This is a genomic window from Amycolatopsis sp., assembly GCF_035276945.1.
Taxonomy (GTDB): Bacteria; Actinomycetota; Actinomycetes; order Mycobacteriales; family Pseudonocardiaceae; genus Amycolatopsis_E.
On the sequence record NZ_DATELF010000159.1, the window covers coordinates 12,690 to 39,560 of the forward strand.

Here is a 26,871-nt window from a genome sequence, read left to right on the forward strand (position 1 = left end):
ACTGTCAGACCCTCACCCTAGACTCGCTGTCGTGAGCCCCAGCGAAAACCAGTCAGTTGCGAACACCACAGGCACGGGCACCGCCGACCGGCCCAAGCTGCTGCTGATCGACGGCCATTCCATGGCCTACCGCGCGTTCTTCGCCATCCCGGCGGACAACTTCCGGACCTCGACCGGTCAGGTGACGAACGCGGTCTTCGGGTTCACCTCCATGCTGATCAACCTGCTCCGCGACGAGCAGCCCACGCACCTGGCCGTCGCCTTCGACGTCTCCCGGCAGACCTTCCGCGCGGCCACCTACGCGGAGTACAAGGCGAACCGGACCAGCACCCCGGACGAGTTCAAGGGTCAGGTCGGCCTGGTCCAGGACGTGCTGGGCGTGCTCGGCATCCCTGTGCTGGCGAAGGAGAACTACGAGGCCGACGACATCATCGCCACGCTCACCACACAGGCCGTCGAGTCCGGCTACGAGGTGCTCATCTGCACCGGCGACCGGGACGCGCTGCAACTGGTCACCGACGCGGTGACGGTGCTGTACCCGCGCAAGGGCGTTTCCGACCTGGTCCGCTACGACCCGGAGGGCGTGACCGGCAAGTACGGGCTGACGCCCGCCCAGTACCCGGACTTCGCCGCGCTTCGCGGCGACCCGTCGGACAACCTGCCGGGCATTCCCGGGGTGGGGGAGAAGACCGCCACCAAGTGGATCCAGCAGTTCGGCTCGCTGGCCGAGCTCATCGACCGGGTGGACGAGGTCAAGGGCAAGGTCGGCGACGCACTGCGGGCCAACCTGCAGTCGGTGATGCTCAACCGGCAGCTGACCGAGCTGGTCCGGGACGTGCCGCTGGAGATCACCCCGGACGAGCTCGCGCTGCGGCCGTGGGATCGCGACGCGGTGCACCGGCTGTTCGACGAACTCGAGTTCCGGGTGCTGCGAGACCGCCTGTTCGCCACGCTGTCCAGCGCGGAGCCGGAGGCGGAGGGCGGGTTCGAGGCCGTCGGCGCGGCGGTCGCCACCGGTGCGCTCGCCGGGTGGCTGGCCGAGCACGCGCGGGCGGGCGCTCCGGTCGGGCTTTCCTTCCGCACCACCGGTTCCTCGGTGTCCTCGGACGTGCGGTCGATCGCCCTGGCCGCCCCGGACGGCGAGGGCGCCTACCTTGATGTGTCCACAATGGATGAATCGGACGATAAGGCGCTGCTGGCCTGGCTGGCCGACCCGCGGATGCCCAAGGTGGGGCACTCGCTCAAGGTGCCGCTGCACGGGATGCTCGCCCGCGGCTGGACGCTCGCGGGCCTGACCATGGACACCGCGCTCGCGGCGTATCTGGTGCGGCCAGGCCAGCGCTCTTTCGAGCTCGACGATCTCGTGCTGCGGTACCTGCAACGCGAACTGCGGTCCGAGGCCGACTTCGGAGACGGCCAGCTCTCCCTGCTCGACGCCGACGACGGCGACCAGAAGCTGGTCGAGGCCGAGTTGGTGCGGGCGAGGGCGGTGGCCGAACTGGCCGCGGCCCTGTCCGCCGAACTGGGCAAGATCGGCGGCACCAGGTTGCTGGCGGAGATCGAGCTGCCGCTGCTGGAGGTCATCACCGAGTTGGAGGCCGCCGGGGTCGCGGTGGACCTCGACCAGCTGACCACGCTGGAAGCGCACTACGCCGCGCGGGTGAAGCAGGCGGAGGAGGACGCGTTCCGCGTCATCGCCAAGCAGATCAACCTCGGCTCGCCGAAGCAGCTGCAGGTGGTGCTGTTCGACGAGCTCGCCATGCCGAAGACCAAGCGCACCAAGACCGGCTACACCACCGACGCGGAGGCGCTGCAGACCCTGTACGAGAAGACCGAGCACCCGTTCCTGCAGCACCTGCTCGAGCATCGCGACGCGAGCCGGCTACGGTCCACAGTGGAGGGCCTGATCAAGGCGATCGCGCCGGATGGCCGCATCCACACCACGCTGCACCAGACGATCGCGGCCACCGGGCGGTTGTCCTCGGTCGATCCGAACCTCCAGAACATCCCGATCCGCACCGAAGAGGGGCGCCGCATCCGGGACGCGTTCGTGGTCGGCGTGGGCTATCGCGAGCTGATGACCGCCGACTACAGCCAGATCGAGATGCGGATCATGGCGCACCTGTCCGAGGACGCGGCGCTCATCGAGGCGTTCCAGTCGGGATTCGACTTCCACGCGGCCACCGCGGCGCGCGTTTTCGGGGTCGATCCCGGCCAGGTCGACGGTTCGCAGCGGGCGAAGATCAAGGCGATGAACTACGGTCTCGCCTACGGCCTGTCCGCGTACGGGCTTTCCCAGCAACTGCGGATCTCCACCGAGGAGGCCCGCGAACTGATGGAGGAGTACTTCGCACGGTTCGGCGGAGTGCGGGACTACCTGCAGAGCGTGGTCGCGGAGGCCACCAAGGTCGGTTACACCGAAACGATCTTCGGGCGCCGCCGCAACCTGCCCGACCTGACCAGCGACAACCGGCAGCGCCGGGAGATGGCCGAGCGGATGGCGCTCAACGCCCCCATCCAGGGCAGCGCCGCCGACATCATCAAGGTCGCCATGCTCAACGTGCAGCGAGGGCTCACGGAGTCGGACCTGAGCAGCCGCCTGCTGCTCCAGGTGCACGACGAGCTTGTGCTGGAGGTCGCCGACGGCGAACACGACGCGGTGGAAGCCATGGTGTGCAAGGAAATGGGTTCGGCCTACGATCTCGCGGTGCCGCTGGAGGTGTCGGTCGGGTTCGGCCGTTCCTGGAACGAGGCCGCGCACTAGCCGGGTATTCCGCACATGAGCCGCTGACCTGCGGTGATATTCAGGAGATCATCTTGGTGCAGCCCGCTGACCAGCCGAAACGTGTCCATGTGCGGAAAACGGGACTAGCGATGGGCACCCGGGCCCCGGCGGTGGCGTACCAACTGGTCGCGGTGGCGCACTGCTCGCGCTGGCACCTCATGCGCTCGTTCGCCGCCGCTGCGGGCTCGGGGAACTGGTTCGGTCTCACTGAGCGTCACGGATTGGACCTTTCCAAGGGGTGTGAGTCCAGCGGAGATCACTCTGAGTAGAGTTGTGAACTCCACGTTTCCAACCGGACAGAGCAGTCGTGTCACCCGGCGCGTGGATTAGTCGAACGGTAGCGTTGGGCGTATGACAGGCGGGCGAGTGCTGATTCTGGCGGGCACCGGAATGCTTTCGGAGGTGGCCGAAGTTCTGGCCCGGGAAGGCTGGCACGTAGTGTTGCCGAGCCGCCGCTACAGCCCGATCGCCGTGCCCGAGACCAGGCCGGGGGTCGCCGCGCTGAGGGCCCTGCGGCCGCCCGGCCACGTCCGCCAGGCCACCGGTGGCAGTACGGACAGGCAGGGCCGCGCGATCTGGGTCGAGGCCAGCTGGGACCGGCCCCGCGAACTGGCGAGGAAGGCCGAGGCCGCGCTCGGCGGCCCGGCCGACCTGCTCGTGGCCTGGGTCCACGACCAGTACCGTCGCTCGGTGATGGGCGCGATCGAAAAGCTGCTCACCGAGGACGCGCCGGTCGTCGAGGTGCGGGCCGTGGAGTCCGGCGGGCTGCTGGTGGAACCGGAACCGCTACTGGTCACGCATCCCACGCAGCTGGTGCTGCTGGGCACCGCGTCGGAAAACGACCCCGGCCGCTCGCTGGCCCACGGCGAGATCGCCGGAGGCGTCATGGCCGCCGTTCGCCGCGCCATCGAGGGCCACCCCACCTCGCTGCACCAGGTCGGCCTCACCCGGCCGCTGGTCCGCTGAAGAGTATTTCGACGTGGTTCGGGGCGGCGTGGGTTGCGTGCCTCGCCCTAAGCGGCTCAGCCATGGTCTGCCTCAGCGGGCGAGGCCGCCGCGGGCCAGTTGCATCACTGAGGCCAGGATGTCGGCGCGGGCACGTTCGGGGTGGAAAACCTGCCAGTCGAGAGCGATGACGAGCAGGGTGCCCAACAGGCCGGCCGCGGCGACCGGGATTTCGATCTCGTCACGCAGCAACCCCGCGTCGGCCACTCGCTGAAGCTGTTCCTTCACGACCGAAATGATCTCCTCGCGCAGCAGCGCCAGCGTTTCGTGCCACTGCCCGGGCGTCCGCCACATCTCGCTGACCAGAAGCTGGGAAAACCCGCGGTATTCCGCGATGAACTCGAGGCCGGCGTCCACTACGGACTCCAGCGCCGCGGCCGGATCCTCTCCGCCGGCCGCGGCACGCAGGCGTTCGGCGAGCAGGCCGACGCCGTGGCGCAGCAACTGGTCGATCAGCCCGTTCTTGCTGCCGAAGTTGTAGTACACCGTGCCCTTGGCCACCCCGGCCTCCGCGGCGATCTCGTCCACGGTGAGGCCGATCAGGCCGCGGCTGCCCGTGAGCCGCAGGGTGGCCTCGAACAGTTTCTGCTTGCTGGTCACAGGCTCAGCTCCGGCTTCAGCTTGCTGACTGTCCAAACGCGCTGTTTCCGGGCCGCGAAGGTGGACACCGCGATGGCTCCGGCGAGGTAGGCGCACAACACGCCGACATCTGCCAGGCTCTGCGGTGACGCGCCGGTGTAAAGCAGATGCCGCAGCCCGTCCACCACGTAACCCATCGGCAGCACGACGTGCAGCGGGTACAGGGCGTCGGGCAGCGTCTGCCACGGGAACGTGCCACCCGCGCTGACCAGCTGGAGTACCAGCAGGACCAGCCCGAGGAACTTGCCGACCGCGCCGAACATCGCGTTGAGCGCGTGCACGATCGCGGTGAAGGTGAGCGAGGCGAGTACGGCGAAACCGACCGCCGCCAGCGGGTGTGCCACGTGGATGCCGACCAGCCAGGTGACCGCGCCGAACAGGACGAGTACCTGCGCGGTGCCGAGCAGGGCGGCGGCCAGCCAGCCACCGACCGCGACCCGCACCGGGGCGGTCCCGGCGGCGAGCGCCCGCGCCGACAGCGGCCGCAGCAGCAGGAACAGCACGAACGCGCCGATCCAGGTGGCCAGCGAGATGAAGAACGGGGCGAGCCCGGCCCCGTAGGTGCCCGCGTTGGCGAGGCCGGCCGAATCGATGGTCACCGGGTCCGAAATGGTGTCCGCGGTGGCGGTGCGCGTGGCGTCGCTGGTGTTCGGAATCTGCCGCAGGCCCTCGTTCAGCCCGTCGCGCAACTGGCCCGCGCCGTTCGACAGGTCGGTCGCGCCGTTCACGGCGGTCTTCTCCCCGTCGTTCAGCTTCGCCGCTCCGGTGGCCAGGCTGTTCGCGCCGTCGGAAGCCTGGGCGATTCCGTTGGTGAGCGCGGGGGTGGCGTCAGCCAGCGCCGCCGCACCGGCCGCCACCTGGCGAGAGCCGTCCGCGAGCTGGTTGAGCTCGGCCGAAGCGTTCTGGACCTGCGTGTTGGCGTTGTTCACCGGGGCGCGCAGGTCGGCCAGGACGGTCAGCACCTGCTGGACCTGAGCCTCGGGCACACCGGCGGCGCGCAGCCGCTGGGCCAGCTGGTCGTTGACGTTGTCGAGGTCGTTCTGCAACTGGGCCGAACCATTGGCCAGCGTGGTGCCCACGGCCGCGACCTGCGCGTTGCCCGCGGAAACCCGGGCGGCGCCATCGGCGAGTTGCCTCGTCTGCTGGGGCAGTGCCGACGTGCTGGTCCTCAACGTGGTGAGCCCGCTCGCGAGCCGGCCGCTGCCGGCCGCCAGCTGTCCGGCGCCGTCGGCGAGCTGCCGCTGTCCGGTCAGGAGTTGCCCGGCGCCGTCGGCGAGCTTCGTGGCACCCGTAGCCGCTTCCTGGGTCTTGCCGTAGATGGTGGAAAACCCGATCAGGAACCGGCTCGCCGCCTCGGCGCCGACCTTTTCCGCGATCGTGGCGCGGATCTGCTCGGCGACCTGGTTGGCGATGGTGTGCGAGAGATAGTTGTTGGCGTCGTTGGTGGTCAGCCGGATGGTGGCCTGCTCCGGGGCGAAGTTGGCGCTCGACAGCAGCGCCGCGGAAAAGTCTTTCGGAATGGTGATCGCGAAGGAGTAGGTGCTGTCCTGCACGCCCTTTTGCGCCTGCTCCGCGGAAACCTCGTGCCAGTCAAAGGTGCCTGACCTGACCACGGCGCCGGTGACCTCGCGGCCCACGTTCCGGTCGCCGGACCCGGCGTCCTCGTTCACCACGGCGGCGGGCAGTTTGCTGAGCCTGCCGTAGGGGTCGTAGTTGGCGTAGAGATAGAACGACGCGTAGAGCAGGGGCACCAGCACGAGCGCGGCGATGGCGAGCTTGGGGAGCTTGCCCGCGGTGAGCCTGCGCAGCTCGCCTGCTGCGATCCGGAAACTGGTCACGACTCGTCGTCTCCTTGGTCCGTGGGGGCCCCGAGCCGTACCGGCTCGACCGGGAGCGCGTCCGGCGGGGTGGTGGCGGTCAGCACGACCACGGCCAGGCCATGCCCGGTGTGTTCGTGTGCGAGCTTCGACCAGCTCTCGACATCGCTGGTGTGCCGGTCGGGCCGGTCCAGCACGAGCATCCGCACGCCGCGGCGGTGCGCGGCGAGTTCGGTGAGCAGCCGCGTTCGCATTGCGGGTTTGAGGTTTTCGAAGCGGGCGTTGGCCAACCCGGCGAGATCGTGCTCGGCGAGCCAGCGCGTGACGTCCGCCTTGCCGGCGGGGCGGCCGCCGAGGGCGAGTTCTTCGCCGACAACCACGCGCAGCGGGAGTGCCTCGTCCGGCTCGCTGACGCCCACGGCGTCGACCACCGCGGTGACCGCGCGAAGCTTGGCGGCGTCGGCGTCGCCGTCCAGGGTGACGGTCCCGGTGGTGGGGCGCAGCCTGCCGGTCAGCGCGAGCCCGAAGGCGGTGACGCCGGGACCCGGCTCGCCGTGCGCGATGACGAAGTCGCCTTCGGCCACGGTGAGGGAGGTTGGCGGCAGCAGCGTGCCGTGTGGCCCTTCGACGGTCACCCGATCGCCTCGTACTTCCACCACGACTCCTCTTTGTACTGACTGGTCAGTACAAAGATATCAGTGGTCTTGACCGCGATGTTTTCGGGCCGGGTACCGGTCTGGGCCACGTGCCAAAGGACTGGCAGGGCTCGATGCCCGGGGAACTGGTCGCGCTGTCCGCCCGACCGTTGATCAGGACCACTGGTCGGTCATGCCGGTGCGTGCTTCGACTCGGGTGGTGTCCACGGCGGTCCTTGCGGCACCTGTCATGCTCCTGCCACCGACACCTGAGCCGGTGACCATCGGGAGATCGTCAGCGGAGCGCGGAGGCGGGGCGGACCTCCCAGTAAGTCCACAGTGGACGATAGCCCTGCCGTGGCCAGAACACCGAGGCCAACGGGTTGGTCGGGGTGTAGTAGAGGTAGGTGCCGGTGGCGCCCATCCGGTGGAACTCCCGGTGCACCACCGCCATCAGCGCCCGGCCCACCCCGCGCCCCCGCCAGCCCGCGGCCGTCGCCACGTTGTTCACATACCCCCAGGTGCCCGGCGGCAGAAGTTCCGCCGCCCAGGTGCCCGGCGCCGAGGTCACCCAGCCGCAGTCGGCCACGGCGATCGCCACCCCGTCGCGCTCCGCGAGCCAGATCGGCGCGCCCGCGGCCAGGTTGCGGCGGAGCTGGGGAGTGATCAGCTCTTCGGCGCCGGGCCGGCCAAACCCGACCAGAGCGGTGTAGGCGAAGGTCTGCGCGGTGAGGGCGAGGGTCTCTTCGAAGTCCTCCGGGCCGGCCTGCCGGATCACGAGGTCACCCTCGGGCCGCGGGGGTGGCGGTTCCGTACGCAGTGCCAGCGTGGAGATCGGGACCATTCCGTGGTCGAGGAAGGCGTGGATGGCCTCGGCGTCGTGGCTCGGCCAGGTCACCGAGCAGGACGAGTCGGCCGGCGGTGACTCGGCGTCCATCCGGTGCCGCCAGGCGCGCAGGAGCGCGTCCATGCCTTCGGTGCCGGTGGCGCCGACGAACGGGAAGAGCTGCCACACCCGCGCGGCCGACCACAGCAGATCCAGGGAGCCTGGCTGGTGGGTGCGGGTCTGCAGCAATCCGACCACCTGGTCGCCGCCGGCGGTGGCGGCCGTCAGCGTTTCCCCCGAAGGCGGGCCCGCGGGTTCGGGCAGCAGAGGGTCGACGGCCACGAACCGGGCCCGCTGGGCGGCGAGCAGCGCTTCGCCGGTCGTCATGTGTTCTTGCGGGTGCGGAAGATCGCGGTACCGGGGAAGAGCTTGCCCCGTAACGGACTCCACTGCCCCCAGACCCGGGTGTGCCCGGCCGGCCACTCCGGCTCGATCAGGTCGTCGAGCCGGAAACCGGTGGCGGCCAGCGCGCGCACGTAGTCGCCGAGCGTGCGGTGGTACTCCACGTAGGTGGCCCGGCCCGCCGCGTCCACTTCGACGTAGGGGGTGCGGTCGAAGTACGGCTGGGTCGCGGTGAGCCCGTTCGGGCCGGGATCGTCGGGGAAGATCCACCGCATCGGATGGGTCACCGAGAACACCCAGCGCCCGCCCGGCCGCAGCACGCGGTGCACTTCGGCGAACACCGCGTCGAGCGAGGCGACGAAGGGCAGCGCGCCGAACGCCGAACACGCGGCGTCCACAGTGGCCGGCCGGAGCGGGAGCGCCTCGGCGGTGGCCTGGATCAGGGGAATATCGAGCCCCGTGCGGGCGTTGGCCCGTTTCGCATGACCCAGCATTCCCCCGGAGAGATCGACACCGATCGGGTACGCGCCCGCGGCGGCGAGCCAGCGAGAGCACGCCGCCTGGCCGCACCCGACTTCGAGCACCCTCAATCCGCGCACGTCGCCCAGCAGCGCGGCGTCGGCCTCGCGGAGCCCTTCGGGGCACCAGACGAAATCGGCGTCGCCCAGGAACTCGCCGTGTTCGGCCTGGTAGTCGTCGGCGTCGGCGTCCCACCAGGCAAGATTGGCCATGGTGGCCTCGTCCCGGCCCACCGGGCGGTGGGCGATACCGACCGTGCCCAGCCGGCGTTCGGCGCCGGCGTGCCTGTCCTGCGGTGTCACACCGGCATTCTTCCGCAGGCACAGGCCGAGATCGCCTCGCCCGACCCTGTTTGTGCGGCATACATCCAGCCGCGTACGATACCCGTAGCGCAGTGGGTTTCGCGCTACCTTCCGTCCGGCAACGTTCGCGCCGGGCCACGGGTCGCGCACACCTCGGCGGTGGTGCTCGAGCCGTTCGTCACGAACGCTTGGTCGGCCAGCTCCGCCGGTTCCACTCGCCGTACGACAAGTGCACACCCCTGAAACCAAGCCGTGACCGGAGCAACCCACCTAATGACCACCGACACCACCACCGTCCCGACGACCGAGGCGCAGGCCCAGCAGGTCGCTGTCAACGACATCGGGTCGGAGGAAGACTTCCTCGCCGCGATCGACAAGACGATCAAGTACTTCAACGACGGGGACATCGTTGAGGGCACCATCGTCAAGGTCGACCGCGACGAGGTGCTGCTCGACATCGGGTACAAGACCGAGGGTGTGATCCCCTCGCGTGAGCTGTCCATCAAGCACGATGTCGATCCCGGCGAGGTTGTCAGCGTCGGTGACGAGGTCGAGGCGCTCGTTCTCCAGAAGGAGGACAAGGAAGGCCGGCTGATCCTGTCCAAGAAGCGCGCCCAGTACGAGCGCGCCTGGGGCACCATCGAGGAGCTCAAGGAGAAGGACGAGCCCGTCCGCGGCACCGTGATCGAGGTCGTCAAGGGCGGCCTGATCCTCGACATCGGCCTGCGGGGCTTCCTGCCCGCGTCGCTGGTGGAGATGCGGCGCGTGCGCGACCTGCAGCCCTACGTGGGCCGCGAGCTCGAGGCCAAGATCATCGAGCTGGACAAGAACCGCAACAACGTGGTGCTGTCCCGCCGGGCCTACCTGGAGCAGACCCAGTCCGAGGTGCGCAGCGAGTTCCTCAACGCGCTCGCCAAGGGCCAGGTGCGCAAGGGTGTCGTGTCCTCGATCGTCAACTTCGGTGCCTTCGTGGACCTCGGCGGCGTCGACGGCCTCGTGCACGTCTCGGAGCTGTCCTGGAAGCACATCGACCACCCGAGCGAGGTCGTCGAGGTCGGCCAGGAGGTCACCGTCGAGGTGCTCGACGTGGACATGGATCGCGAGCGTGTGTCCCTGTCGCTCAAGGCCACCCAGGAAGACCCGTGGCGCCAGTTCGCCCGCACCCACGCGATCGGCCAGATCGTGCCGGGCAAGGTCACCAAGCTCGTCCCGTTCGGCGCGTTCGTCCGCGTCGAGGAGGGCATCGAGGGCCTAGTGCACATCTCCGAACTGGCCGAGCGCCACGTGGAGATCCCGGAGCAGGTCGTGCAGGTCGGCGGCGAGGTGATGGTCAAGGTCATCGACATCGACCTGGAGCGTCGCCGGATCTCGCTGTCGCTGAAGCAGGCGAACGAGGGTGTCACGCCGGAGACCGAGTTCGACCCGACCCAGTACGGCATGGCCGCCGAGTACGACGAGCAGGGCAACTACATCTACCCCGAGGGCTTCGACCCGGACACCCAGGAGTGGCAGGAAGGCTTCGAGAAGCAGCGCGAGGAGTGGGAGCGCCAGTACGCCGAGGCGCAGACCCGCTACGAGGCGCACATGCGCCAGGTCACCAAGGCCGCCGAAGCCGATGCCGCCGCCGCGGCGGACGCCGCGACCGGGGTCGAGGGCGGCGAGGGCAGCTACAGCTCCGCGCAGTCCGACTCGGGCTCGAAGGGCAGCAGCGGCAGCGGCGGCACGCTCGCCAGCGACGAGCAGCTCGCGGCCCTGCGTGAGAAGCTCTCCGGCGGAGCGTAAGCAACAACCCGGAACCGGAGGGCGCTTTCCCGGCGAAAGCGCCCTCCGGTTTTTCTATGCGAGCACACCCAGCCCGCGCATGACGGCGGTGAGGCCTTCGGTGAACACGCGGCTGTAGGAGTCGTCGCCGGGGTCGAGGAACCAGCCGGGCGGGGAAGTGCGCTGGCGGTTGGTCAGCTCCACACTGACCAGGCCGTGCATGGTCGTCCACACCAGGTACGCGGCGACCCGGGCCGCCATGTCGGGCGGTGCTGCGGCCCGTATCCGGTCCACGAGCAGGTCAAAGGTGTGCCGCTGGGCGTGCGCGCGGAGATTCGGGTCAGGATCGAAACCCGGCACCGGCCGCTCGAACATGAACCCGTACCGCGCCGGGCTTTCCAGCGCGAACCGGCGGTAGGCGCGGGCGAAGGCGAGGATATCGCCGGCCGTGCGGCCGGTGCGCTCGGGTAGCCGCACGAATTCCTGGTGCAGCAGTTCGAAAGTACGCTCGTACAGCGCGTCGAGCACACCGGAGCGGCCCCCGAAGCGAGTGTAGACGCCGACGGTGGAGCTACCCGCCGCGTCCGCGAGATTACGCACGGTCAGCCCCGCCACGCCCTCCTGTACCAGGATCGTCAAAGCGGCCTGCAGGAAACGCTCCCGGCTGTGTGTCTCGGCTGGTCCCGGGTGACTGTGTCGGGTGGCCATGGCACCCCCTTCGAGTCTCGTGCGAGTCCGCGCGAGGACTTGAACTGTGTTCAGCAGTGCGCGCTGGGGTTGGTCGAGCGGGAACACAGGGTATAACGCGCATCATCGGCAGACACCCGGGCAGGCATGATGGAGACGTGTCCATCGAGCTGGAATTTCGTGGCCGCCGGATCGTGCGCGATCGCGCGCTGGTGATGGCGATCGTCAACCGCACCCCCGACTCGTTCTACGACCGGGGTGCTTCCTTCGCCGACTCCGACGCGCTGGCGGCGGTGGACCGCGCGGTGGCCGAGGGGGCGGACATCGTCGATGTCGGCGGGGTGAAGGCGGGGCCGGGCAGCGAGGTCGGGGCCGCCGAGGAGATCCGGCGGGTGGTCCCCTTCGTCGAAGAGATCCGGCGGCGCCACCCCGGACTGGTGATCAGCGTGGACACCTGGCGGCACGAGGTGGGGCGCCTGGCCTGTGAAGCGGGCGCGGACCTGCTCAACGACACCTGGGCCGGGTTCGACCGGAAGCTCGCGGAAGTGGCGGCCGAGTTCGGCGCGGGCTATGTCTGCTCGCACACAGGGGGAGTGGTTCCGCGCACCCGCCCGTTCCGGGCGCGCTACGAGGATGTGGTGGGCGAGGTGATCGAGGAGACCACCCGCCGGGCCGAAGAGATCGTCGCGCTGGGGGTCCCGCGGGGCGGGGTGCTGATCGACCCGACCCACGACTTCGGCAAGAACACGTGGCACAGCCTGGCGTTGCTGCGCCACGCGGACAACCTGGTCGCCACCGGCTGGCCGGTGCTGATGGCACTGTCCAACAAGGACTTCATCGGCGAGACCCTGGGCGTGGGGCTCGAGGAGCGCCTGGACGGCACCCTGGCCGCGACCGCACTGGCGGCCCGCGATGGTGCCTGCGTCTTCCGGGTGCACGAGGTGCGCCAGACTCGTCGTGTGCTGGAGATGGTGGCGGCGATCGAAGGTTCACGGCCGCCTGCGCGAGCGGTGCGCGGTCTGGCCTGAGGTCGAGATCCGAGCGCGTCGACGGCCGCCGGCACCGGTGAGCGGGCCTGTTCCGGCCAGGCGATGAGGACCGGTACGTCGAATTCAGAGAATCGCACTCGGGCGAAAATCGGACCAGCAGGGAAGCGTCGCTGTCGTCCCCACACGCCCGGGAGCAGTGGTGTACTGCGCCGAAAAGACGTATCGGCTCAAGAATCGGTGCAATTTCGTGATTATGTCGATATCCTTCGGACCTCAATCCGCCGCCGAATCCGCCAGGATGGGTCCCACGCCATGAGCCCGTCGCTCGCCGAAAACCCGCCGCTGCCCGCTGCCGGGCACTGGCGGCGCGACCTGGCCAGGAAGTGGGCATATCTGCTCGCGTCCACGGCTTACCTGCCGGTGTCGCACACCGAACTGGAACACCGTCTTCTGGCGCTGGTCGGCAAGCTGGCCGACCTGCTGACGGCCGAGCGACCCGGCGCGGACCAGGCGGCGGAGATCGGCGCGCGGCTGGTGGATCTGGAGTGCACCGGCAAGGACAGCCTGCGGCGCACGCTCGACGTGCTCGGCCGGGACCTGCTGGCCGCGCCGGAGCTGCGCGAGGTTCCTGGCCTCGCGCAGCGGGTCATGGCGATGCTGGGTGAGGTGGCGTCCGGGTACAGCGAGGCGCTGCGGATGTGGGTCTCCGGGCAGCAGGAGACAATCCACAACTCCGTCGTCGATGTGCTGCGGCAGACCACCCGGAGCCTCGTGGCGAGCGAGGAACGATTCACCGAACTGTGCCGCCTCTCCGTGGGTGGCGTGGCGATCACCGACCTCGGCGGACGGGTCGTCTGGGCCAGCGGCGCGTTGTGCCGGATACTGAGCCGCCCCATGGAAGAACTGCTCGGCCGCGCTTTCCTCGATCTCTTCGAACCCGAGGAAAGCGACGCGATCCGCGCCGCCTGTGCAAACCTTGCCGAGGGCCGGTTTTCCTCGTTCCGCCGCCGGCGTTGCGCCCTGCGCCGTGACGGCGACCTTGCCCTGGTCTCGTTGTCGGTTTCGTCGCTGCGCGGTGGCGGGCCGGACAAGTTGCTCACCGTCGTCGCCGACGAGACGGAACTGAGCCTGCTGCAGGAGCGGCTGGCACACCAGTCGCTGCACGACGTGGCGACCCGGCTGCCGAACCGCCAGCTCTTCACGACCAAGCTGGAAAAGGCGCTCCGGCGCGCGGATCCCGAGTTCGGCGTCACCTTGTACCACCTGGGTCTGGACGCCTTCTCGGTGGTCACCGACGGTCTGGGCGGTAAGGCCGGCGACCTGTTGCTCCGCGAGGTCGCCGCCCGGCTGGGCGAGGTGTTCGCCGGCGAGCGGGCGGCGCTGGCGCGGCTCGGTGCCGACGAATTCGGTGCGCTCGTGCGGAATTCGGCCACGACGCCCAACGTCGTGACCATGGTGGGCCGGATCAACGAGGCGCTGGCCGAACCGCGTTACGTCGGCGACGACGGCATCGCGCTCTCGGTGTGCATCGGCGTGGTGGACCGCCCGCCGCTGTCCATCCAGCCGGAGGAACTGTTGCGCGCCTCGCGGATCACCCTGCGCCGGGCTCGTACCGCCGGCAGACGGCAATGGGCCCGGTATGACCCGGCGGAATATGGCAGGGATCGCGAGACCGACCGGCTCGCGGCGAGCATGCCCGGCGCGTGGGAAAACGGCGAGATCCGTGTGGTGTACCGGCCGGTGGTGTGGCTGCCGGGCAACCGGACCGCGGCGGTCGAAGCCCAGTTGCGCTGGGATCACCCGGAACTCGGCGCGCTGCCGCACGAGCGGTGCGTGGCGCTGGCCGAACGTACCGGGCTGATTCTGCCGCTTGGCGCCTGGGCGATGCGGATCGCCTGCGAGGAGATCGCCGGGTGGGCCGACGTTCCGGTCGCGCTGAGCCTGTCGAAGAGCCAGGCCGCCGACCCCGGCCTGGCCGCCACCGTACTGGCCGCGCTGGAGGAAATCGGCCTTCCAGGTAAGCGCTTTCTGCTCGCGATGCCGTTGAGCGCGCTGATCGCGAAGCACGGCGAGGCCGCGGAAGGCCTTGAAGTGCTGGTGGGTATCGGCGTCAGCTTGGCGGTCAACGACTTCGACGGCGGCCCGGCCGATCTCGCCTGTCTCGAGCACCTGCCGGTGCGGGCGGTGCGGTTGACCCGGCGGCTCGTCACGGCTCAGGCCGCCGGCCTGTCGCGCCCGGTGGAGCGGGCACTGGCCGCGCTGATCGACTGCGTGCAGGCCACCGGCAGACGCGTGGCCGCGGAAGGCATCGAGACGACCGAACAAGCCGAATGGTGGGGCGAGGCCGGTGTCGACCTCGGAGTGGGGCCCCTGTTCGGCAGCGGCGCCGATCTGGCGACCCTGCTCGGCCCGAGGACGAGTTAGTTCAGCCGTTGGCGGAGCGGTTCAGGCCGTAGAGAACCCGGTGCAGGATCTGGGAATCCGAGGTTTCCTCCGACCCCGGCGAGATTTCGGCGACCGGGGATCGGCCGGGTGACCGGCGCGGCAGCGCGGCGGTCATGCCGGTGGGCAGCGGCAGCTCGATCCAGACGTTGCGGCGCCCGTCGGGCAGCGACACCGCGCTGATCGTCCACCCCTCGAGTTCCGGCGGCTCGCCGGGCCGGTCGTCGTCGAGTTCGATCACCACGCAGTCACCGTGCAACCGGAGCCGGACGGTGAGAAACCGCGGACGGGACCGGGTCGCGCCCGCGATCGACGACTTCACGATGTGCCGGGTGACGAGGGTGGCCTCTTCGATCAGCGGACGCAGGGACCACTCGAAGAGCGCGAAGCGGACGAACATCTCGGCGCAGTTGACCGCACTGGGCAGCGCGACGAGCCTCAGGTCATCGACCTGGGTGGTCTGGGAGATCACAACACCCTCCGTTCACCTGGGTCAGGCGGAACCCGAGTTTTCGTATCTAGCACATTGTCCGCAGCCGCACGTGCACTGGGTGTCAAGATAGCGTGCGAGACAGCGTAAGGGCAGTGGTTCTGACCGCGGGAGCGACCCTGCCCGGCCGCACCCGGTTGCTCCAGCCGGAAATCGATATCCCCGCCCGCGGTCTGCCGTCGCCGTCCAGCAGCGGGCTGGCCACGCAGACGACCCCGACGCGGGACTCTTCCCGGTCGTGTGCCAGGCCGTCGGCGCGCACCTTCGCCAGGCTCCGCCGCAGCAGCCCGGGCGCGGTGATCGTGCGGGGCCCGATGCGGGGCAGGCCGGTGGCGATCACCTTCTCCAGCACGGAGTCCGGCGAGAACGCGAGGATGGCCTTGCCGACGGCGGTGGCGTGCGCGGGAAACCGGCCGCCGATCCGGGACGGCAGGTTCGGCGCGTCGGGGCCGCGCACGATGTCCAGATAGACGACTTCGGTACCTTCCAGGACGGCCAGATGCACGGTGTTGCGGGTCGCCTCGCGAAGGTCGGCGAGGTAGGGGCGCGCCGCGTCGACCAGGCCGCGCTGCTGGGTGGCCAGCTGGCCGATTTCGAACAGCTTGAGGCCCAGCCGGACCGCGCCGTTCTCGCGGTCCAGCAGACCCTGGGCGACCAGGTGCCCGACCAGCCGGTGCACCGAGGACTTGGGCACCCCGGTACGGCGGGACAGCTCGGAGACACCGAGCATGTCATCGCCGGGCCGGAATGCGGTGAGCAGGGCGGTGAGGCGGGTCGCGGTGAGGCCGGCGACATCCTCACCGTTCCGCTGAGCGGCACGCATGGGTTGAGTGTGCCCGATCGGGGCGCGCAGGGTAAGCGCATGGGTAAAGCCACCGCGGCGATCGTCGGGCCGGGCAACATCGGCACCGACCTGCTCGCCAAACTCCGCCGCAGCGAACATGTCGAGGTGCGTTACATGGTCGGCGTCGATCCGACGTCCGACGGCTTGGCGCGCGCCGCGAAACTGGGCCTGGAGACCTCCGCCGAAGGCGTGGACTGGTTGCTCGCCCGGGACGAGCTGCCAGACCTGGTCTTCGAAGCCACTTCCGCGAAGGCGCACCTGGCCAACGCCCCGCGTTACCAGGAGGCGGGCATCCGGGCGATCGACCTGACCCCGGCCGCGATCGGCCCGTTCACCTGCCCCGCGGTGAACCTGCCGGCACAGTTGGACGCACCGAACCTCAACATGATCACCTGCGGCGGCCAGGCCACGATTCCGATCGTGCACGCGGTCTCCCGGGTGACCGAAGTGCCGTACGCGGAAATCGTCGCGTCGGTGTCCTCGCGGTCGGCCGGGCCGGGGACGCGGGCGAACATCGACGAGTTCACCGAGACCACCGCGCGCGGCATCGAACTCGTCGGGGGTGCGGCGAAGGGCAAGGCGATCATCATCATCAACCCGGTCGAGCCGCCGATGATCATGCGGGACACGGTGTTCTGCGCCATCGACCCCGGCGCCGACCGCGACGCGATCACCGCCTCGATCGAGCGGATGGTCGCCGACGTCCAGGCGTACGTGCCGGGCTACACGCTCAAGGCCGCGCCGCAGTACGACGATCCCCGTCCCGGCTGGAACGGGCAGGCGCGGGTGGCCGTGTTCCTGGAGGTCGCGGGCAACGGCGACTACCTGCCGAAGTACGCGGGGAACCTCGACATCATGACCGCCGCCGCGGCCCGCGTCGGCGAACTCCTCGCGCGGAAGGTGACGGTGGCCGCATGAGCGTTCATGGGTTGAATCACGGCGAACAAGCACACAGGGCGCGCCCTTTTCCGCTGTCACGGCGGCAAAGCGCCCGTCTCGATCAGGTTACCCGGATTCTTGGAAAGCGCCCCGCCGGCACGATCGTGGTGGCGCGCGAAGCCGCGGAGGAGACAGTATGACGTGGGATGACGTGGACCGCGAAGTCCGGATCGTCGACACCAGCCTGCGCGACGGCAGCCACGCGATGGCGCACCAGTTCACCGAGGAGAACGTGCGCGACACGGTGCGGGCGCTGGACGCCGCCGGGGTTTCCCTGATCGAGGTCACCCACGGCGACGGCCTCGGCGGCTCCACCTTCAACTACGGCTTTTCCCTTGTGGACGAACGGAAGCTGATCGCCGCCGCGGTCGACGAGGCGAAGCGGGCGAAGATCGCGGTGCTGCTGCTGCCCGGCCTGGGCACGGTCGCCGACATGAAGGCCGCCGCCGATCTCGGTGCGGGCGCCGTGCGGATCGCCACGCACTGCACCGAGGCCGACGTGTCCATCCAGCACTTCACCGAGGCCCGCAAGATCGGTCTGGAGACCGTGGGCTTCCTGATGCTCTCGCACATGTCCACCCCGGAGCAGCTGGCCGAACAGGGCCGGATCATGGTCGAGGCCGGCTGCCAGTGTGTGTACATTGTGGACTCCGCCGGCGCGCTGATCCTGGAGGACGCGGCCGAACGGGTCGCCGCGCTGGCCGCGGAGTTCGGCGACCAGGCGCAGGTCGGCTATCACGGGCATCAGAACCTGAGTTTCGGTGTCGCCAACTCGGTACTCGCCTACCGGGCCGGTGCCCGGCAGATCGACGGCTCGCTCGTCGCGCTCGGCGCGGGCGCGGGCAACTCACCGACCGAGGTGCTGGCGGCGGTCTTCGATCGGCTGGGCGTCCGGACCGGGGTCGACAAGGACCTCCTCATGGACGCCGCGGAGAACGTGGTCAAGCCCTACATCACCCGGCTTCCGGTGATGGACCGGTCGTCGATCGTGCAGGGCGTCGCCGGGGTGTATTCGAGCTTCCTGCTGCACGCCGAGCGTGCCGCGGAACGTTACGGCGTGCCCGCGCACGAGATTCTTTACCGGGTGGGCGAGAAACGCTATGTCGGCGGCCAGGAGGACATGATCATCGACATCGCGCTTCAGCTGGTCGCGGAGCGATCCGGTTCGTGACCGGGCGTTCCCGCGCGGGCGAGCATGCCGACGCAATGGCCGATCAGGCGTTCGCGGGGGACCGGCAGGGCGCCGCTGAGGTAGGCGGTGAACAGGTTGGCCAGCGCGCCGACGAGACCGGTCGCGGTCAGCGCGCGCTCGGTCTCGTCCAGCTGCGCGGGCAGATGGTCGCGGATCAGCGCGGCGAACGAGGGAAGCAGCGCGACCCCGCGTGCCGACAGCGCGGGGTCGGTGATCGGCGCCAGTAGCAGCACCCGGCCCTTGCGCGGATCGTCCACCATCAGTTCGACGAACGCCGTCACCGCCGCCTCGGCGCGTTCCAAGGCGGTCTGGGGGCTTGCCCCCGGGTGGGGTCCGGGGGTTGTACCCCCGGAGGGCAGCGCTGCGCGGTGCGTGGCGGGTGCGGCGTCGACCAGCGCTTGGTGCGTCTCGGCGGCCACCCGTTCGTAGATCGCGACGACGAATTCCTCCCGGTCGGCGAAGTTCTCGTAGAAATAGCGCTCGGTGAGTTTCGCGTGCCGGCACGCCGCCCGCACGCTCGTGGCGGAGCTTCCTGCTGTGCCCAGCAGGTCGAGACCGGCGTCGAGGAGCCGCTCCCGGCGGGCCGCCCGGCGGTCGTCGAGCGTGGTGCCCGCCCAGGTCCCTCGTGCCGCGTTCGCCATGCGGTTCCTTCAATTGACTACGGGTGTTGTCAATTGTAGCGTGATCGGCATGGCACCGCAGCCGCTCGGTCCCGACTCGTTGACCTGGAAGTACTTCGGAGACTGGCGCGGGCTGTCGCTCGCGCTGTGGGCCGGGTCCATGCAGAACATGCATCCCCGGCTCGGCCTGGCCGTCGAGCAGCATTCACGGTTCTTCGCCGAGCGTTGGCAACGCCTGTTCCGGTCGCTGTATCCCATCGGCGGGGTCGTCTACGACGGCGCCCGCGCGGCCGAGACCGCACGGGCCGTGCGCGGCTACCACGACACGATCCAGGGTGTCGACGCCGAAGGGCGCGGTTATCACGCGCTCGAACCGGAGACCTTCTACTGGGCACATTCGACGTTCTTCATGCTCACCGTGCTCATCGGCGACCGGATGTGCGGTGGCCTCACCGAGCACGAGAAGCGGCGGCTGTTCGACGAGCACGTGCGGTGGTACCGGCTGTACGGCATGAGCATGCGGGTGGTTCCCCGTTCCTGGGACGAATTCCAGGACTACTGGGACCGCATGTGCGCCGAAGTCCTGGAGGACAACAAGGCCACCCGCGACGTGCTCGACCTGCGCGAACTGGCGAAGCCGACCGGCATGCCCGCGTTCGTCTGGCCGGTGCTGCGGCCGGTCGTCGCGCGCACCTTCCTGTGGTGGACCGTCGGTCTCTACCACCCGGCCGTGCGGCGGTTGCTCGGCTTCCGCTGGTCGGCACGCGACGAGCGGCTGCACCGGTTCCTCGGGCGCACGATCAACGCGATTTTCCGCCTGGTGCCCCACGATCGCCGGTATCACCCGCGGGCCCGCGCGGCGTGGCGGCGCGCTCGTGGCGAAATCGCGGAGGACACACCGCTGGTCGAGACGCCCGCCCGCAACCTGCCGCCCCCGGGGGAACGCGACCGGCCCACCCACTACTCACCCAAGCCGCCTTTCAAGGGCGGAACAGTACCGCCTCACGAACCCCGTCCAATCCGCTTCAGGAGGCTCACTTGAAGCTCGGTTATCACCTCGGTTACTGGCACTCCGGCCCGCCGGAGGGCGCGTTGGAGGCGGTCAAGACGGCCGAGGAACTCGGCTTCGATTCGGCATGGACGGCCGAGGGCTACGGCTCCGACGCGTTCACGCCGCTGGCGTGGTGGGGCGCCTCGACGAAACGGATCAAGCTGGGCACCGACATCGTGCAGATGTCCGCGCGCACCCCGACCGCGGTCGGCATGACCGCGCAGACGCTGGACCACCTCTCGGGCGGAAGGTTCGTGCTGGGCCTGGGCGCGTCGGGGCCCCAGGTCGTCGAGGGCTGGTATGGCCAGCCGTATCCGCGCCCGCTCGCCCGCACCCGGGAGTACGTGGAGATCGTGCGCCGCGTGATCGCCCGCGACGAGCCGGTGACCTTCGACGGCGAGTTCTACCAGCTCCCGTTGTCCGGCGGCACCGGCCTCGGGAAGCCCCTGAAGTCCACTGTGCACCCGGTGCGCCGGGAGATCCCGATCTACCTCGCCGCCGAGGGACCGAAGAACGTCGCGTTGTCGGCGGAAATCTGCGACGGCTGGCTGCCGTTGTTCTTCTCGCCCAAGAACGACGCCTTCTACCGTGCGGCACTCAAAGAAGGCTTCGCCCGCCCCGCCGCCCGCCGAAAGCCCGAGGACTTCGAGGTGGCCGCGTCGGTGCCGGTGATCGTGCACGACGACGTGGAGGCCGCCGCCGACCTGATCAAGCCTTCGCTCGCGCTCTACATCGGCGGGATGGGCGCCAAGACGGTCAACTTCCACCACGACGTGTTCGCGCGCATGGGCTACGAGGAAATCGCCGACCGGGTCCAGGACCTCTACCTCGCCGGGCACAAGGCGGAGGCGGCCGCGGCGATCCCCACCAGCCTCGTGGAGGACACGTCGCTCATCGGACCGGCGGAGAAGATCCGCGACGAGTTGGCCCGGTGGGAGGAAAGCGTCATCACGACACTCCTGCTCCGCGGCGACGCGGCCGGCCTCCGCCGCGTCGCCGACGTCCTGGGCTGAGTCGCCAGTGGAGCCGGGCGTGACCGGGATAATCTGTGCGCGCAATCACGCGCACAACGGGCGAATTCGTTCGCCGACAGCCCGAGGAGGACCATGGCCGCGCTTCCGGCTTCGACGAGGTTGGGGTTCTCCCTCGGCTCCTTCACCACGGGGGCCTTCGGCACCGTGCCCGGCCTTCTCCTGCTGCCCTACCTGACCGACACCATGGCCGTGCCCGGCGCGGTCGCCGGCGCGATCGTGCTGGTGCCCAAGGCGTGGGACGTGGTGTTCAACCCCGTCGCGGGGCGCCTTTCCGACGCGAGCCTGGTCAAGCGGGGCAGCCGCCGCCCGTTCCTGCTGTTCGGCGGGCTGGGCGTGGCGCTGCTGTTCGCCGCGATCTTCGCCCATCCCGGGTTCGGCAACGTACCGCTCGACGCGGCCTATGTCGTGCTCACCTTCCTGCTGTGCGCCACCGCCTTCGCGTTCTTCCAGGTGCCCTACAACGCGTTGCCCGCCGAGCTCACCGATTCCTACGACGAGCGGACCAGGCTGACCAGCTGGCGGATCGGGCTGCTCGCGGTCGCCGTCCTGATTTCCGGCGGGGTGGCCCCGGCGATCACCAACGGCATCGGCGGGGTCTCCGGGTACCGCCTGATGGGTGTGGCGATGGCGGCGGTCATCGTCCTCGGCACGATCGGCGTGTACCTGGGCACGCGCGGCGCGCCCGTGGGGTCGCGGCGGCCGACCACACCGGGGTGGCGGGAGCTGCTGGCGACCATGCGCGCCTGGCGTTCGTTCCGGTGGCTGCTCGGGGTCTACTTCGTGCAGGGGCTCGGCCTGGCGACGCTCCTCGCCGGGGTCAGCTACGCGGCGCGGTACGTGTTCGGCAGCGCGGACCTGCAAACCGGCCTGTTCGTCGGGTTCGTGGGGCCGGCGTTGCTGACGATGCCGGTATGGCCGCGGATCGGCGCGAAGTGGGGCAAGCTGTGGGGCTTCCGCGCGGCGTGCGTCATCTTCGCCGTGGGGGCGCTCGGGCTGCTGGCCACCCAGGTCATGCCGCTGGCGGTCGCGTTCTGTTTCGTGGCGGTGGCCGGCGTCGGCTACGCGGGCTTCCAGGTGTTCCCGCTGGCCATCCTGCCGGACCTGATCAGCGCGGAGGAGGAACGCACCGGCGCCACCCGGGCCGGGATCGCGGCCGGGGTGTGGACGGCGGCGGAGACGCTCGGTCTCGCGCTGGGCCCTGGCCTGTTCGGGCTGGTGCTGTCCGCGGGCGGCTATGTGTCCTCTGTGGACGCTTCAGCCGCGCAGCCGGGGAGCGCGGTGACCGCGATCCTGATCGGCTTCTCGCTGCTGCCCGCGGCCTTCGTCCTGCTGGGCGTTCCGTTGCTGCGGCGGTCGGTTCTCGAAGACCGGCCGTCTCGTTCGGAGCACGTGGGCGGGTAGGGTCCCGCCTGGCACTCAGCACTGCCGCTGGATGACCTCGGCCAGCTTGCGCACGGCCGGGGAGTCGTCGCCCTCGAAGGCCCGGACCACCTCCAGCAGCTCGATCAGGCCGCCATCGTGCGCCTCGCAGGTTTTGACCAGCGACAGCAGGTACAGCTTGGGCTGGGCGTGGTAGGGCACGGTCCCGGCGATGCTCGGCCGCAGCTGGCTGACGAGCAGCTGGCGGTTGGCGTCGTCGCGCAGCGCCGCCATCTCCAGCAGCGCGTTGACCATCTCGAACGCGTCGTTGCGCTGCCAGGTCCGGCGCGGGAGCTCCGGTGTGGCCAGGTCCGCGCCGTCGTGCCCCGGCAGCCGTAGCCAGGCGCTGACCCGTGTTTCCTTGACGGAGACGTCGATCTCGCGGTACAGCGACGGGGCGGCGGCCGGATCGTGCTGGATCACGTCGCGGTAGAAGGAGTCCGTGGCGATCAGCGCGAGCATGCCGCCCACGCGTTCCAGCGCCAGCTTCGCCGGGGGAGCGTCGACCACCCGGCAGGCCAGGTTCACCGCGTGGCTGACCACACCGTTGTCGTTCTCGTAGATCTGGCCGGCGTTGAGCGCGACCCGAAGCTGGATGCGCGCCTGGTTCGAGTGGTTCGCGTTGTGGCGGCGCAGTTCCGCGAGCAACCGGCCCGGCAACTGGTCGACCAGTTGCCGGGCGGGAAATTCCGGCGGTATGTAGATGATCGCGCCGTCGCCGCGGTCTTCGGCCCGGCACTGCTTCCAGTGCACGCCGGAATCGTCGAAGGACACACGCAGGATGTCGTACAGGCTTTCCTGCACGGTGCGCTGGTGATGCTCGGTGCGGGCCGGATCGGTGAACCGTGCCACGTCGACCACCATGATCGTGCGGAACCGGTAAGCGGATTCCGGAAGCTTCTCGGACACGGCTCGCCCTCCCTGGTCCACTTTAGCGGCGGTGCCGTTGTGCGGGGCAACAAAAACCAGCACGCTGGCAGGTATGCGGGGTGCGGACGGCTTCTGGTTCCGGCTCGGGCCGGCCGAGCGCGCGGTGATCGAGCGGAACTCGACCCGCCGCACCTACGCCGCCGGGGACTACCTGTGCCATCAGGGGGACCGGTCGCGGCATGTCCTCGTGGTGCGTTCGGGAAACGTCCGCGTGCTGTCCACCGCGCCGGACGGGCGCGAGGTGGTGGTCGCGGTCCGCGTCTCGGGCGACGTCCTGGGCGAACTGGCCGCGCTGGACGAGGGCCCGCGATCGGCGTCCCTGCAGGCACTCGACGAGGTCGAGGTGCTCGCGCTGTCGGGCGCCCGCTTCGCCTTGCTGTGCCAGACCCAGCCGCGCCTGGCGTGGGCGCTGCTGGGCGTGGTGGCGGGGCGGCTGCGGGAAACCGGGCGGCAATGGGCGGAGTTCGGCGGCGGGGGATCGGCGGTCCGCCGGGTCGCCTCGCTGTTGCTGGAACTGGCGGTGCTGCACGGCAAGACGACCAGCGAGGGCATCGAGATCGTCCCGCCCGCCACCCAGGAGGAGCTGGCGTCCACGGCGGCGATGTCCCGGGAGTCCTACGTCCGGGTGCTGCGCGAACTGCGGGAGCGCGGGCTGATCAGCACCGGCAGGCGGCGCGTGATCCTCCACCAGCCCGAGGAACTGCGGCGCCTCGTTCGCTGATTTTGTGGCAGATGACGCAGAACTGGCCCGCCGTTCGCGGTTTGCTTGGCCTGTCGAAGTCAGAGGGGAGCAAGAAAATGGACCCGTTCCTTCCCGCACCGCAGCCGAGGCGCTGGCGCCGGAGCGTCTACGCCGCGAGCCTCGCGCTGCCGTTCGCCACCGTCCAGGTCTGGGCCGTGGTCATGCTGCTGTCCACGGTCACGGTGAGCGGGCCTGCCGTGCTCGCCTTGCCGCTGGTGATCGGCGGCGCGGTGGTCGCCGCGTTCGAGGGCCTGCACTGGGCCTGGCGGCTCGGCTCGTTCGAACCACGTCCCAGCCTCGCGTCGAGGCACTGACCAAGGTGGACCGCCGGCCCGAGGGGGGCCGGCGGTTCTACCAGGGTCCGCGAATTCCCGTACGAGTGGGCTCTCGAATTCGTCGATGCGCGAATTGCCGGAATCGAACGTCTCGCCAGGTCGCGGCTGAAGAGATGTCGGCGCGGCTGGTGAAGTTCCGCGCGGAGAGTCTCCTCGGGTGGCCGGCGCCTGCGCACGCCGGCCGCCGCGGACACCGCCCGGACGTTCGGCGTCGCCGGCTCGCTCACACTCCGCGAGGGCTGGCACGGCGGCGCCACCAGCCGGAAGGCATGCTTAGGCCATGCCCGAGGATCACTATCTCGTCGGACTCGACCTGGCCGGCCGTCGCGTCGTCCTCATCGGCGGCGGCACCGTCGCGCAACGGAGGCTGCCCCGCCTGATCGGCGCCGGCGCCGCCATCGAGCTGATCTCGCCGCACACCACGCCCGCGGTGAGCGCGATGGCGGAGGCCGGCGAGCTGGTCTGGCATCGCCGCCGCTACGCCGACGGCGACCTCGACGGCGCCTGGTACGCCCTGGCCTGCACCGACGATCCCGAGGTCAACGCGGCGGTGTGCGCCGAGGCCGAACGCCGGCGGGTGTTCTGTGTCCGGGCCGACGCGGGGGTCGAGGGCACCGCCGTCACCGCGGCCGTCGGCCGCCACGAGGGCCTGCTCGTCGGCGTGCTCTCCGGTGGCGAGCCGCTGCGCTCGGCCGCCGTCCGCGACAACATCGTGGAAGCCCTGCACACCGGCCGCATCGCGGACGGGACCTCGGCCGAGACCGGCGAGCTGCCGGGGGTGGCGCTGGTCGGCGGCGGGCCCGGCGACCCGGAGCTGATCACCGTCAAGGGCCGCCGCCTGCTGGCCAGGGCCGACGTCGTGGTGGCCGACCGGCTCGCGCCCCGGGACCTCCTCGACGAGCTGCCTCCCGGCGTCAAGGTGGTGGACGCGGCCAAGATCCCTTATGGCCGCGCGGCCAGCCAGGAAGTGATCAACACGACCCTGATCGAGAACGCCAGGGCGGGCAAGTTCGTGGTGCGCCTCAAGGGGGGCGACCCCTACGTCTTCGGCCGCGGTTTCGAGGAACTGCTCGCCTGCGCCGAGGCCGGGGTGCCGGTGACCGTGGTGCCGGGGATCACCAGCGCGTTCGCCGCCCCCGCGGCGGCCGGCGTGCCGGTCACGCACCGCGGGGTCGCGCACGAGGTGGTCGTGGTCTCCGGGCACGTCGCCCCCGGGGATCCCGGCTCGCTGGTCGACTGGGCCGCGCTGGGCCACCTGCGCGGGACGATCGTGCTCATGATGGGCGTCGAGCGGCTGCCGTTGTTCGCCGAGGCCTTGCTGGCGGCCGGCCGTCCCGGCGACACCCCGGTGGCGATCGTCCAGAACGGGACAGTGTCCGCCCAGCGGGTGCTCCGGTCCACTCTGGACGCGGTGGCCGAGGAGGCGAAGGCCGCCGCGGTGCGCCCGCCCGCGGTGATCGTGATCGGGCCGGTGGCGGCGCTGCACCCCGGGTGATCGTCTTCGACTCCCCTCGTGGGTCTTGGCGCCGGAGGCCACGGGCGCGGCTTTCCCGGGAAAGTCGCGCCCACCCGGCCGCCGCCGGCGTGAGATGGGTCAAGATGACCGTATGAGTCTTGTCTCGCTGAAGGTCGAACACGTCGGGCAGGTCGCCGAGGTGACGTTGCTGGGCCCCGGCAAGGGCAACGCGATGGGCCCGGATTTCTGGCGTGAGCTGCCGATCGTGTTCGGCGGCCTGGACGAAGACCCCGAGGTCCGCGCGATCGTGCTGACCGGCAGCGGGCGGAACTTCTCCTACGGCCTCGACCTGCCCGCGATGATGCCCGGCTGGGCGCCGCTGCTCGCCGGTGACGCGCTCGCCGCGCCGCGCACCGCCCTGCTCAAGGACATCCGCAGACTCCAGGACAGCGTGAACTCCGTCGCCGCGACCCGGAAGCCGGTGGTCGCGGCCGTGTCCGGCTGGTGCGTCGGCGGGGGCGTGGACGTGATCAGCGCGGCCGACATCCGGCTGGCCAGCGCGGACGCCAAGTTCAGCGTGCGGGAGGCCAAGGTCGCCATCGTCGCCGATCTGGGCAGCCTGCAACGGCTGGCCGGCATCATCGGTGACGGTCACCTGGCCGAACTGGCGCTGACCGGCAAGGACATCGACGCCGCCCGCGCGGAGAAGATCGGCCTGGTCAACGACGTCTACCCGGACCAGGACGCGGTGCTGGCCGCCGCACGGGCGCTGGCCGGGGAGATCGCGGCGAACCCGCCGCTGGTGGTGCAGGGCGTCAAGGAGATGCTGTCGGCCGGCGCCGAGCGGAGGGTCGCCGACGGGTTGCGGTATGTCTCGGCGTGGAACGCCGCGTTCCTGCCGAGCAAGGACCTGGGCGAGGCGGTGCAGGCCTTCCTGGAGCGCCGCGAGCCGGAATTCCGGGGCGAATGACCGCGACCCGGACAGAACCGCGGGACGCGTCCTGAACAGC

At 70.2% G+C, this 26,871-nt stretch carries 24 protein-coding genes; 14 read left to right on the top strand and 10 right to left on the bottom strand.

Annotated elements, in window-relative coordinates; all coding sequences use genetic code 11:
- Window positions 1-31: 31 nt before the first annotated feature.
- Window positions 32-2,764: a DNA polymerase I gene (gene polA / locus VJT49_RS28780; RefSeq protein ID WP_324168090.1), complete on the top strand. Its 2,733-nt coding sequence runs from the start codon at window positions 32-34 to the stop codon at window positions 2,762-2,764.
- 372 nt (window positions 2,765-3,136) lie between these two features.
- On the top strand, window positions 3,137-3,751 hold the full coding sequence (locus tag VJT49_RS28785) for a hypothetical protein (protein ID WP_324168091.1): 615 nt from the start codon (window positions 3,137-3,139) through the stop codon (window positions 3,749-3,751).
- A gap of 72 nt (window positions 3,752-3,823) precedes the next feature.
- On the opposite strand, the gene VJT49_RS28790 is transcribed toward VJT49_RS28785, so the two are convergent.
- The 5 genes from VJT49_RS28790 to VJT49_RS28810 form a co-directional block, all read right to left on the bottom strand.
- Window positions 3,824-4,390, bottom strand: coding sequence for a TetR/AcrR family transcriptional regulator (locus VJT49_RS28790; RefSeq protein WP_324168092.1), 567 nt, complete (start codon window positions 4,388-4,390; stop codon window positions 3,824-3,826).
- Window positions 4,387-6,267, bottom strand: coding sequence for a YhgE/Pip domain-containing protein (locus VJT49_RS28795; protein ID WP_324168093.1), 1,881 nt, complete (start codon window positions 6,265-6,267; stop codon window positions 4,387-4,389). The genes VJT49_RS28790 and VJT49_RS28795 overlap by 4 nt, the downstream gene beginning before the upstream one ends.
- Complete coding sequence (locus VJT49_RS28800; protein ID WP_324168094.1) at window positions 6,264-6,902, bottom strand: ABC transporter ATP-binding protein; 639 nt, start codon at window positions 6,900-6,902, stop codon at window positions 6,264-6,266. Before VJT49_RS28800 ends, VJT49_RS28795 begins: the two co-directional genes overlap by 4 nt.
- 274 nt (window positions 6,903-7,176) lie before the next feature.
- A complete protein-coding gene (locus VJT49_RS28805; protein ID WP_324168095.1) occupies window positions 7,177-8,094 on the bottom strand; it encodes a GNAT family N-acetyltransferase in 918 nt (305 codons plus the stop codon).
- Window positions 8,091-8,930: a class I SAM-dependent methyltransferase gene (locus VJT49_RS28810; protein WP_324168096.1), complete on the bottom strand. Its 840-nt coding sequence runs from the start codon at window positions 8,928-8,930 to the stop codon at window positions 8,091-8,093. Before VJT49_RS28810 ends, VJT49_RS28805 begins: the two co-directional genes overlap by 4 nt.
- 273 nt (window positions 8,931-9,203) lie before the next feature.
- Between VJT49_RS28810 and rpsA the strand changes: the two genes are divergently transcribed.
- Entirely contained in the window at window positions 9,204-10,712 is a 1,509-nt protein-coding gene (gene rpsA, locus VJT49_RS28815; protein WP_324168097.1) for a 30S ribosomal protein S1, read from the top strand.
- A 54-nt stretch (window positions 10,713-10,766) separates the two neighbouring features.
- Here the strand turns inward: rpsA and VJT49_RS28820 are convergent, their stop codons facing one another.
- Complete coding sequence (locus tag VJT49_RS28820; protein WP_324168098.1) at window positions 10,767-11,399, bottom strand: TetR/AcrR family transcriptional regulator; 633 nt, start codon at window positions 11,397-11,399, stop codon at window positions 10,767-10,769.
- 194 nt (window positions 11,400-11,593) lie between these two features.
- Between VJT49_RS28820 and folP the strand changes: the two genes are divergently transcribed.
- Together folP and VJT49_RS28830 are read left to right on the top strand one after the other, a co-directional pair.
- The gene (gene folP / locus VJT49_RS28825; protein WP_324168162.1) at window positions 11,594-12,406 is read left to right on the top strand and encodes a dihydropteroate synthase; all 813 of its coding nucleotides are present in this window, start codon (window positions 11,594-11,596) and stop codon (window positions 12,404-12,406) included.
- Between the two features lie 273 nt (window positions 12,407-12,679).
- Window positions 12,680-14,791 (top strand): putative bifunctional diguanylate cyclase/phosphodiesterase, encoded by a 2,112-nt coding sequence (locus VJT49_RS28830; protein WP_324168099.1) that lies wholly within the window; start codon window positions 12,680-12,682, stop codon window positions 14,789-14,791.
- A 1-nt stretch (window position 14,792) separates the two neighbouring features.
- Here VJT49_RS28830 and VJT49_RS28835 read toward each other — a convergent pair whose 3' ends face one another.
- Both VJT49_RS28835 and VJT49_RS28840 read right to left on the bottom strand, forming a co-directional pair.
- Entirely contained in the window at window positions 14,793-15,281 is a 489-nt protein-coding gene (locus VJT49_RS28835; protein WP_324168100.1) for a hypothetical protein, read from the bottom strand.
- A gap of 82 nt (window positions 15,282-15,363) precedes the next feature.
- Window positions 15,364-16,122 carry an IclR family transcriptional regulator gene (locus VJT49_RS28840; RefSeq protein ID WP_324168101.1) on the bottom strand — a complete coding sequence of 253 codons (759 nt, stop codon included), beginning with the start codon at window positions 16,120-16,122 and terminating at the stop codon, window positions 15,364-15,366.
- Window positions 16,123-16,161: 39 nt separating this feature from the next.
- Here VJT49_RS28840 and VJT49_RS28845 point away from each other — a divergent pair, with 39 nt between their 5' ends.
- Window positions 16,162-17,061 (top strand): acetaldehyde dehydrogenase (acetylating), encoded by a 900-nt coding sequence (locus tag VJT49_RS28845; RefSeq protein ID WP_324168102.1) that lies wholly within the window; start codon window positions 16,162-16,164, stop codon window positions 17,059-17,061.
- A 157-nt stretch (window positions 17,062-17,218) separates the two neighbouring features.
- Window positions 17,219-18,253: a 4-hydroxy-2-oxovalerate aldolase gene (gene dmpG / locus VJT49_RS28850; protein WP_324168103.1), complete on the top strand. Its 1,035-nt coding sequence runs from the start codon at window positions 17,219-17,221 to the stop codon at window positions 18,251-18,253.
- Here the strand turns inward: dmpG and VJT49_RS28855 are convergent.
- Window positions 18,223-18,915: a TetR family transcriptional regulator gene (locus tag VJT49_RS28855; RefSeq protein ID WP_324168104.1), complete on the bottom strand. Its 693-nt coding sequence runs from the start codon at window positions 18,913-18,915 to the stop codon at window positions 18,223-18,225. The genes dmpG and VJT49_RS28855 overlap by 31 nt on opposite strands.
- Before the next feature lie 49 nt (window positions 18,916-18,964).
- Between VJT49_RS28855 and VJT49_RS28860 the strand changes: the two genes are divergently transcribed.
- The 3 genes from VJT49_RS28860 (at window position 18,965) to VJT49_RS28870 (ending at window position 22,380) form a co-directional block, all read left to right on the top strand.
- Entirely contained in the window at window positions 18,965-19,936 is a 972-nt protein-coding gene (locus VJT49_RS28860; RefSeq protein ID WP_324168106.1) for an oxygenase MpaB family protein, read from the top strand.
- Window positions 19,933-20,958, top strand: coding sequence for an LLM class F420-dependent oxidoreductase (locus tag VJT49_RS28865; RefSeq protein ID WP_324168107.1), 1,026 nt, complete (start codon window positions 19,933-19,935; stop codon window positions 20,956-20,958). Before VJT49_RS28860 ends, VJT49_RS28865 begins: the two co-directional genes overlap by 4 nt.
- Before the next feature lie 93 nt (window positions 20,959-21,051).
- Window positions 21,052-22,380, top strand: coding sequence for an MFS transporter (locus VJT49_RS28870; protein WP_324168108.1), 1,329 nt, complete (start codon window positions 21,052-21,054; stop codon window positions 22,378-22,380).
- 15 nt (window positions 22,381-22,395) lie between these two features.
- Here the strand turns inward: VJT49_RS28870 and VJT49_RS28875 are convergent, their stop codons facing one another.
- Window positions 22,396-23,307, bottom strand: coding sequence for an effector-associated domain 2-containing protein (locus VJT49_RS28875; protein WP_324168109.1), 912 nt, complete (start codon window positions 23,305-23,307; stop codon window positions 22,396-22,398).
- A 73-nt stretch (window positions 23,308-23,380) separates the two neighbouring features.
- On the opposite strand from VJT49_RS28875, the gene VJT49_RS28880 reads away from it, so the two are divergent.
- The 4 genes from VJT49_RS28880 to VJT49_RS28895 all read left to right on the top strand — a co-directional run bounded on the left by VJT49_RS28880 (window position 23,381) and on the right by VJT49_RS28895 (window position 26,831).
- Window positions 23,381-24,049, top strand: coding sequence for a Crp/Fnr family transcriptional regulator (locus VJT49_RS28880; protein ID WP_324168110.1), 669 nt, complete (start codon window positions 23,381-23,383; stop codon window positions 24,047-24,049).
- A gap of 77 nt (window positions 24,050-24,126) precedes the next feature.
- Window positions 24,127-24,384 (top strand): hypothetical protein, encoded by a 258-nt coding sequence (locus tag VJT49_RS28885; RefSeq protein ID WP_324168111.1) that lies wholly within the window; start codon window positions 24,127-24,129, stop codon window positions 24,382-24,384.
- A gap of 301 nt (window positions 24,385-24,685) precedes the next feature.
- Complete coding sequence (gene cobA, locus VJT49_RS28890) at window positions 24,686-25,900, top strand: uroporphyrinogen-III C-methyltransferase (RefSeq protein ID WP_324168112.1); 1,215 nt, start codon at window positions 24,686-24,688, stop codon at window positions 25,898-25,900.
- 112 nt (window positions 25,901-26,012) lie between these two features.
- Window positions 26,013-26,831, top strand: a complete 819-nt coding sequence (locus VJT49_RS28895; protein WP_324168113.1) for a crotonase/enoyl-CoA hydratase family protein — start codon at window positions 26,013-26,015, stop codon at window positions 26,829-26,831.
- Window positions 26,832-26,871: the final 40 nt, after the last annotated feature.